Source organism: Microbacterium sp. (genome assembly GCF_043427715.1).
GTDB lineage: Bacteria > Actinomycetota > Actinomycetes > Actinomycetales > Microbacteriaceae > Microbacterium.
On the sequence record NZ_JBHWTD010000030.1, the window covers coordinates 1 to 6,976 of the forward strand.

Sequence of the window (6,976 nt, forward strand, 5' to 3'; positions counted from 1 at the left end):
CTACTCACGAACCGCGGCCATCGCTTCTCGCAACCCAGCACGGTTGAGCGACTTACCCGAGAAGCCTTCGTCCGTGTAGATCCGCTCTGGCTCGGCACCGAGCTCAAGTAGCGCCTGACGCTGCATCTCGACGTCCTGCGCGATAGTCGAGACTCGCGCGTATCCGACGATCACTCGGCACCTCCAAATACGGTCCCATATAGGCCACCCCTAGTGGGATTTCTTCCGGACACCCTATATGGGACGGCGGACAAGACACCGAAGTGCGGAATTTCCGGCCTCGGCGAGTCGACGTGGATAGCCCGGATTGCGTCCCATATAGCGATCCTTCAGCGGGACTGCTCATGGAAAGATGAACGCTCCGATGGCGAAAGCGGCGAGTTGATCGGTGTGTTCGGGTTCGCCGCGCTGCCCGCGATCATCATGAACAAGGCGATGAGCCTGATCGTCGTGATCACCGCCATCCCCGCACGGCTGATCAGCGTGCCACTGGCCGAGCTCTCCCCGTACTTGTACATCGTCCTGAACCTGCTGGCCGGAAGCCTGATCGGCGCGTGGGTCGGCGCGCACTGGGCGACGAGACTTGGCTGGAAGGCCCTGTACCGGGTGATCGCGGTCCTACTGGTGCTGATCGCGATCCTGCTCTTCGTCACCCACTTCTTCGCCGTCGAACCCCTGAACCTGCCCCTGGTCCCCGGACGATCCTCGGCGTGATCGCCGGTAGCCTTATCGGCGTTTTCGCGGCACTGATGGGCGTTGCCGGTGGGGAATTGCTGATCCCCACGATCGTGCTTTTCTACGGCACCGACATCAAGATCGCCGGAAGCCTCTCTCTGCTGGTCTCGCTGCCGACCATGCTGGTCGCTTTCGCCCGCTACAGGTGCTCGGTCAGAACAAGCGGTTCCTGATCGCGATGACGGCGGGATCGATCGCCGGCACAATCGCCGGCGGCTTCCTCCTCGATGTGATCCCCAGCCTGATCCTCATCCCACTGCTCGTCCTGCTCCTGTTGCTGTCCTCGATCAAGGTCTGGAACCACCAGTAGGCACGCCTTCCACCGACCTCAGGAGACCTATCCCCGGTACGACCCGCGGAGGATCCCTTACCGGGCGGCCGTCACGCGAGCGTGGTCAGGTGATTGTAGTTATCCGCTTCCGGCGTGTTTCGCCGCGGCCCGGGGCCAGCATGCGTAGGCCGTTGAGGATGATCAGTGCGGCGCTGCCTTCGTTCAGCAGGAGACCGGTGGTCAGCGACATCCAGCCTGCGAGGGCTGCGACGATCAGAACCGCCACAACAGCAAGGCTGAGCGCGATGTTGATCTTGATGTTGTTCCGGGCGCGGCGCGAGAGGCGGATCGCGGCGGGGAGCCGGTCGAGCTCGTCGGCCATGAGGGCGACGTCGGCGGTCTCCAGTGCGACGTCGGTGGCGGCGGCGCCCATTGCGATGGCCAGATCGGCGTTGGCCAGTGCGGGGGCGTCGTTGACGCCGTCACCGACCATGGCGATCACGCCGTACGTTTTGCGCAGCTCGAGCACGGCGGCGGACTTGTCCTCGGGTAACAGTTCGGCGCGATAATCGTCGAGTCCCAGGTCTGTGGCGGTGGACTTGGCCACGGTGGTGTTGTCGCCGGTGAGCATCAGGATCCGTTTGATCCCCAGCGCACGCAGCTCGTCGATGGTGCTCTGCGCGTCGGGGCGCAGCTGGTCGGCCACTGCCACCACGGCCAACGGTCGACTGGCGTCGCGGAGCACGACTGCGGTACGGCCTTCCGCCTCGGCTTGAGAGACCGCACGCCCAACGTCGGGGTCGGTGCGGTCGGCGGCCGTGGGACGGCCGATGTGCAGGGCGCGGCCGTTGACCGTGGCCTCCATGCCGGCACCGGGCAGCGCGCGGGCGTTCCAGGCGGCGGGAATCGTGAGGTTGTGGGCGCGGGCGCCGGTGACGATCGCGCTGGCGATGGGGTGCTCGCTGCCGCCCTCGACCGCGGCCGCCAGGGCCAGGGCATCGTGCTCTGTCACGTCGCCGACGGGGGTGACGCCTGCCAGGGCAGGCCGGCCGCGGGTCAGGGTGCCGGTCTTGTCGAAAGCGACGACCTTGATGTCGGCCAGTCGTTCGAGGTAGATCCCGCCCTTGATGAGGATGCCATCGCGCGCGCCGCGGGCGATCGCGGTGACGACGCTGACCGGCACGGAGATGACCAGCGCGCACGAGCAGGAGACGACCAGGACGACGAGTGCCCGATAGATCGCCTCGCGCCACTCGAACCCGAGCAGCGGCAGCACCAGGGCCACGACGATGGCCAGGACGAACATCGCGGGCGTGTAGACGGCACTGAACCTGTCGGCGAACCGCTCGGCTCCGCCCCGCTTGGCTTGGGCTTCCTCGACTTGCTCGATCACTCGGGCGAGCACGGTGTCGTAGTGCTCTTTGGTGACCTGCACACGCAGCACCCCGTTGCCGTTCAGGCTCCCGCCGAAGACCTCGGTGCTGACAGTGGCCTCGACCGGCACCGACTCTCCAGTCACCGGGCTGGCGTCCACCCAGGAGACACCCTCGGCGACGACGCCATCAGTGGGCAGGCGTTCACCGGGGCGCACGAGCACCACGTCACCGGGATGCAGTTCCTCCACCGCGACGGTCTCGGTCTGGCTACCGTCGGTGACTCGGTTGGCGGTCGGGGGTGCCAGCTCCATGAGTGCGCTGATGGACCCGCGCGCACGGTCGGTGGCGTAGGCCTCCATCGCTTCACCCAGGCTGAAGATGACGACGAGCATCGCGGCCTCCTCGATGACGCCCAGCGCGATCGCCCCGATCGCGGCCACGACCAGCAACACGGATATCGTCAGGCGCTTGTTGCGCACCGCCCGCACTGCGCTGCGGAGCGGATAGACACCGCCGACGATGATCGACGCCCAGAACAGCGCCAGCGCGACCGGCTCGGAGTGGATCGTCCACTCCACGATCAAGCCCACGGCCAGCAGCACTGCCGCCACCGCGAGGGTCACCGTTTCGGGTTTCCGCCACCATGTACGGCGAACCAGCCGCGGGGCTGCTGGTTCGGCCACCTGTGACGGCGTGCTCGCGTCAGTACTCATCCTGGTCTTTCCTCTTTCAGCTCGTGGGGAGGTAGCAGCAGGTCAGGCGCGAACCGGGCGAGCCGGCCCCGTCGCCGATAGGGCCAAGCCGGCCTTCCTTGCTGCTTCGATCACGGCGGCTTCAGTGACGGTGCCGTCGTGGGTGACCAGGACGACACCGGAAACCAGGGCATCGACCTTCTGCACGCCGGGGAGTGCCTCAACTGCGACGAGGTCACCGGAGCAACTCACGCATCCGCCCCCGAGGGCGCGGTACTTGGAACGGACGAGGTCGGCGGGTGCATTCAAGGGATCTCTCCTTCGATCGACATGACTTCGATCATCTTCGAAGTCCGATTCCATGCTACTCAGACTTCGATACTTGTCAAAGTGTCGAAGTCTGAGAGGATGGAGACATGTCGACGTCCCTCTTGGTGCTTCCCGTGGATAGTGCATTGGGTTACTGCACGCCGCTGTCCCGCGAGCCGATCACACCCGCGCAGGCGGAACCGCTCTCCCGGATGCTCAAGGCTCTGGCAGACCCCGTTCGGTTGCGCCTGATGTCCATGGTGCTCTCGCACGGGAACGGCGAGGCGTGCGCGATGTGCGACCTCACCGAGGGCTTTGACCTCTCACAATCGACCCTCAGCCACCACCTGAAGATCCTGCACGACGCCGGACTCGTCGACAGGGAAAAGCGCGGCGTCTGGGTCTACTACAAGGCACGCCCCGAGGCGATGGACGCACTGCGCACCGTCTTCAGCGTCGACTTCTGAGCGAAGCAACCTTGTTCGCCGCCCGTGAGGAGGTACGGCCTGTCGAAGAAAAAACGCGACGCAATGCTCCCGTCGTCTGACGAAAGGCGAGCAAGATTGCGTTACCTGCATCATGAGGCGTCGTCTTGGTTAAGAACAGTTTTTCGAGACACGGCCCAGGCCCGAAGAGTCGCGGTTGATTCGGGCGCAATCTCGTGGGTCCTTCTGTCTTGATAATTCGTCTCGTCGCGTTTTGTCTCACATGCGTTTGCAGAGGGGTTTTCTGAGTCATACTGAGCGTATGAGGCTTCTGGGGTACACGCGAGTGAGTACGACGAGCCAGGATGCGCAGCTTCAACTCGACGCGCTCGTGGCGGCGGGAGTGCAGAAGCGGGATGTCTTCAGGGACGTGACCTCCGGGAGTCGGAAGGCGAGCGAGCGCCCCGGCATGAGGAAGCTGTTCGAGCACGCAGCCGAGGGCGACACCGTCGTCGTCTGGCGGGTCGACCGCCTCGGGCGATCGCTCATCGATGTGCTGAACACGGTCAACCTGCTGCGCGAGCGAGGCGTGCACGTTCGGTCCATCTCGGATGGCATCGACCCGACGACCTCAACGGGCAGGCTGATGCTGAACATGCTGGCCACTTTGGCGGAGTACGAACGCGAACTGATAGTCGAGCGGGTCAACGCCGGCATCGCGGCCGCACGTCAAAACGGAACCCGGTTCGGTCGACCCCTGTCCGACCCGGTCGTGATCGCGGAGAAGTTGCAGCTTGTGGCTGAGGCTCGGTCTAGGGGCCGCACCGCGGAAGAGGCGGCTCGTCTCGTGGGGTGGAGCCGCGCGACGCTGTACCGGCATCAGCAAGCGCACGCGTCACGTACCTCGACGATGTAGCGATCTTGGATGGGGATGAGCGGTGGCGGATCCTTCGGCTGCATGTCGAAGACCAGATCCCGCTCGCCGTCCTCGCCCGGGATTGCGGGATCAGCGCAAGAACGCTTCAACGCTGGCACCAGCTGTACCGCGACGGCGGCCCCGCCGCGCTCGACTCTCATCCCCGCAGTGACCAGGGGGTGCGACGCACACGGCCCGAGACCGTGGCGTTCATCGAACGCCTGGCTCTAACCAAACCTCGCCCCGCCCTCGCTACCCTCCATCGCCTCGCCGCCGCCGATGCGACGCAACGAGAGCTCCCCGCGCCGAGCTACTCGACGGTCAGAGAGATCGTGATGGAACTTGACCCGGCCCTGGTCACGCTTGCGTTGGAGGGGCCGGCGTCGTACCGGAACAAGCACGAACTCGTGTTTCGTCGCCGCGCCGAGCACCCGAACCAGACGTGGCAGTCCGATCACACCGAACTCGATATCCTCATCGTCGATGCCGACGGGAAACCCGATCGGCCCTGGTTGACGACCGTGCTGGATGATCACTCCCGCGCGATCTGCGGCTACATGGTGTTCACGGGTGCACCCTCCGCGATGAACACCGCCCTCGCACTCCGGCAGGCGATCTGGCGCAAGACCGACCCTGCCTGGGCGATGTGCGGGATTCCCGACGTTCTCCATGTCGATCACGGCTCCGACTTCACCAGCCGCCACCTGGAACGCACCGCCATCGCGCTGCACGTGCGGATCATCCATTCCACGGTCGGCCGGCCACAGGGGCGCGGGAAGGTCGAGCGATTCTTCCGCACCGTCAACTCCGAGCTTCTAGCAACTTTGCCCGGGCATATGAGCCGCGGGAACAGGAACCCGAAGCCAGTCATCGATCTCACAGAGCTTGATCGTGCCATCAGCGCCTTCATCGCGACCTACAACGACCGCACCCATAGCGAACTCGGAATTTCTCCGAAAGAGGCATGGATCGCGGACGGTTGGCTTCCCCGCATGCCTGACAGCCTCGAGGAACTCGACGGGCTCCTTCTCACGGTCCCGAAGAATCGTGTCGTCCAACGAGACGGTATCCACTTCCAAGGCCAGCGGTACCTCGCCCCAACCCTGGCACCCTTCGTCGGACACACGATCACCATCCGCTACGACCCCCGCGACATCTCCGAGATTCGCGTCTACGACCGAGACACGTTCATCTGCACCGCCATCGATGAAGCCCACCCGAACCTCCGCCTCAGCCTCCGCGACATCGAAACCGCACGCCGAGCACGGCGCCGGGAACTACGTCGCACGATCAATGACCGCATCCCCAGGGTCGCTCACCGCGAGGAAACCCGCACACCTGACTCCGCACCGAGGCGGCCCCGGTTGCGCACCTACGAGGAGGACGAATGATGAGCCACGCGTTTATCGTCACAAAGGAGCACCGACGCTTCACCGAGTTCGCCAACGCCGTCCGAAAGGACAAAACGATCGGGATCTGCCACGGTCCAGCTGGCGTCGGGAAAACCAACTCCGCGCGCCGGTACGCGAATTGGGACATCCTCGAGCCCTATATCGACGAGTGGGGCCCCCGCGGAGACCACGACGCCAAACACTATGCAATCGCGAACCGATCTCGCACCGTCTTCTACACACCCGAAGTCCTCTGCCGCCCGAAAGACCTCATGAGCGACATCGACCACTGGCAGATGAAAGTCGGCATCTGCGCCGACGAGCACCTCAGGTCGCTCAGCACAGACGCCGCCTCGTCCAGGCAGAACGACGTCAAGCGCCTCATTGAGCTGCTCATCATCGACGAAGCCGAACGACTCACGCCGAGCGCCCTCGAGCTGCTTCGTGACCAACACGACCGCACCCACCTCGCGATCATCCTGATCGGAATGCCGGGCATCGACGAGCGCTTCCGTCACTACCCGCAACTCTTCAGCAGACTTGGATTCTCACACCAGTACCGGACCCTGGGCCGCGAGGAACTGCTCTTCGTCTTGGACCGCCACTGGAAACGGTTAGGTAAGGTCCTTGACCTTGACGACTTCACCGACGCGCAGGCCGTCGCCGCGATCGAACGAATCACCCGCGGCAACTTCCGCCTCCTCGAACGACTTTTCCCCCAGATCACCCGGGTACTAAAGATCAACCAGCTCGACACGATCACCGACGACGTCGTTGAAGCCGCGGCCAGCATCCTCGTCATCGGAAACTAGCGACGCAAAGCCATCACAGAACGCCGCCAAAGAGCGACGAACTCCACAG

The 6,976-nt window shown here is 64.5% G+C and carries 10 protein-coding genes; 7 read left to right on the forward strand and 3 right to left on the reverse strand.

The window, feature by feature from the left end:
- Positions 1–174 carry a recombinase family protein gene (locus tag ACHFGS_RS03030; RefSeq protein WP_394289126.1) on the reverse strand — a complete coding sequence of 58 codons (174 nt, stop codon included), beginning with the start codon at positions 172–174 and terminating at the stop codon, positions 1–3.
- A 207-nt stretch (positions 175–381) separates the two neighbouring features.
- Here ACHFGS_RS03030 and ACHFGS_RS03035 point away from each other — a divergent pair, with 207 nt between their 5' ends.
- The 3 genes from ACHFGS_RS03035 to ACHFGS_RS03045 are packed head-to-tail and all read left to right on the forward strand — an operon-like array spanning position 382 to position 1,045.
- The gene (locus ACHFGS_RS03035; RefSeq protein ID WP_274647530.1) at positions 382–714 is read left to right on the forward strand and encodes a hypothetical protein; all 333 of its coding nucleotides are present in this window, start codon (positions 382–384) and stop codon (positions 712–714) included.
- Positions 711–908, forward strand: a complete 198-nt coding sequence (locus ACHFGS_RS03040) for a TSUP family transporter (RefSeq protein WP_274647531.1) — start codon at positions 711–713, stop codon at positions 906–908. The genes ACHFGS_RS03035 and ACHFGS_RS03040 overlap by 4 nt, the downstream gene beginning before the upstream one ends.
- A gap of 5 nt (positions 909–913) precedes the next feature.
- Positions 914–1,045, forward strand: coding sequence for a hypothetical protein (locus ACHFGS_RS03045; RefSeq protein ID WP_274647532.1), 132 nt, complete (start codon positions 914–916; stop codon positions 1,043–1,045).
- An 85-nt stretch (positions 1,046–1,130) separates the two neighbouring features.
- On the opposite strand, the gene ACHFGS_RS03050 is transcribed toward ACHFGS_RS03045, so the two are convergent.
- Both ACHFGS_RS03050 and ACHFGS_RS03055 read right to left on the reverse strand, forming a co-directional pair.
- Positions 1,131–3,005, reverse strand: a complete 1,875-nt coding sequence (locus tag ACHFGS_RS03050; RefSeq protein ID WP_394289127.1) for a heavy metal translocating P-type ATPase — start codon at positions 3,003–3,005, stop codon at positions 1,131–1,133.
- Between the two features lie 132 nt (positions 3,006–3,137).
- On the reverse strand, positions 3,138–3,437 hold the full coding sequence (locus ACHFGS_RS03055; RefSeq protein ID WP_344230588.1) for a hypothetical protein: 300 nt from the start codon (positions 3,435–3,437) through the stop codon (positions 3,138–3,140).
- A 53-nt stretch (positions 3,438–3,490) separates the two neighbouring features.
- Between ACHFGS_RS03055 and ACHFGS_RS03060 the strand changes: the two genes are divergently transcribed.
- The 4 genes from ACHFGS_RS03060 to ACHFGS_RS03075 all read left to right on the forward strand — a co-directional run bounded on the left by ACHFGS_RS03060 (position 3,491) and on the right by ACHFGS_RS03075 (position 6,927).
- The gene (locus ACHFGS_RS03060; RefSeq protein ID WP_394278277.1) at positions 3,491–3,850 is read left to right on the forward strand and encodes an ArsR/SmtB family transcription factor; all 360 of its coding nucleotides are present in this window, start codon (positions 3,491–3,493) and stop codon (positions 3,848–3,850) included.
- A gap of 280 nt (positions 3,851–4,130) precedes the next feature.
- Positions 4,131–4,724 (forward strand): recombinase family protein, encoded by a 594-nt coding sequence (locus ACHFGS_RS03065; RefSeq protein WP_274647536.1) that lies wholly within the window; start codon positions 4,131–4,133, stop codon positions 4,722–4,724.
- Positions 4,725–4,729: 5 nt separating this feature from the next.
- Positions 4,730–6,115 carry a Mu transposase C-terminal domain-containing protein gene (locus ACHFGS_RS03070; RefSeq protein WP_274647582.1) on the forward strand — a complete coding sequence of 462 codons (1,386 nt, stop codon included), beginning with the start codon at positions 4,730–4,732 and terminating at the stop codon, positions 6,113–6,115.
- Positions 6,115–6,927: an AAA family ATPase gene (locus tag ACHFGS_RS03075; protein WP_394278280.1), complete on the forward strand. Its 813-nt coding sequence runs from the start codon at positions 6,115–6,117 to the stop codon at positions 6,925–6,927. The genes ACHFGS_RS03070 and ACHFGS_RS03075 overlap by 1 nt, the downstream gene beginning before the upstream one ends.
- Positions 6,928–6,976 lie beyond the last annotated feature (49 nt).

What these genes read in the sequence shown, in the direction of transcription:
- ACHFGS_RS03045 (WP_274647532.1), top strand. Translation starts at nt 914, where the DNA reads ATGACGGCGGGATCGATCGCCGGCACAATCGCCGGCGGCTTCCTCCTC.
- ACHFGS_RS03055 (WP_344230588.1), bottom strand. Translation starts at nt 3,437, where the DNA reads ATGGAATCGGACTTCGAAGATGATCGAAGTCATGTCGATCGAAGGAGA.
- ACHFGS_RS03060 (WP_394278277.1), top strand. Translation starts at nt 3,491, where the DNA reads ATGTCGACGTCCCTCTTGGTGCTTCCCGTGGATAGTGCATTGGGTTAC.
- ACHFGS_RS03065 (WP_274647536.1), top strand. Translation starts at nt 4,131, where the DNA reads ATGAGGCTTCTGGGGTACACGCGAGTGAGTACGACGAGCCAGGATGCG.
- ACHFGS_RS03075 (WP_394278280.1), top strand. Translation starts at nt 6,115, where the DNA reads ATGAGCCACGCGTTTATCGTCACAAAGGAGCACCGACGCTTCACCGAG.